This is a genomic window from Clostridium sp. AM42-4 (genome assembly GCF_003480105.1).
Classification (GTDB): domain Bacteria; phylum Bacillota; class Clostridia; order Lachnospirales; family Lachnospiraceae; genus Brotaphodocola.
In genome coordinates this window covers 1-426 of the sequence record NZ_QUIK01000061.1, presented here as the reverse complement: position 1 = coordinate 426, position 426 = coordinate 1, and the positions used below count along the sequence as shown (strand labels likewise).

Sequence of the window (426 nt, the reverse complement as noted above, 5' to 3'; positions counted from 1 at the left end):
CCCCCGTCAGTGCGTGTTTGGCGGCACTTCCAATGCCCTTGACTTCCTGCCCCTTGACCGTTCCGGCAACCGCCGCTTTATCCCCGTCATGGTGTACCCGGAGCAAGCCGAGGTTCACATTTTGGAGGACGAAGCCGCTTCCAGAGCCTATATCGAGCAGATGTGGGCAGAAGCGATGGAAATTTACAGAAGCGGCAGGTTCAAGCTGGCTTTCAGCCCTGCCATGCAGCGGTATCTCAAAGAACACCAGCGGGATTTTATGCCGGAGGACACCAAAGCCGGGATGATACAGGCGTATCTTGATAAGTACACCGGGAGCATGGTCTGCTCCAAGCAGCTCTATAAGGAAGCCTTGAACCATGCCTTTGACGAGCCGAAGCAATGGGAAATCCGGGAAATCAACGAGATTATGAACCAGTGCATTTC

General features: G+C 54.2%; 1 protein-coding gene. It reads left to right on the top strand.

Annotated elements, in window-relative coordinates:
* Window positions 1-426, top strand: a 426-nt coding sequence (locus DW922_RS18240) for a virulence-associated E family protein (protein WP_243032308.1), incomplete at both ends; no start/stop codon positions are given.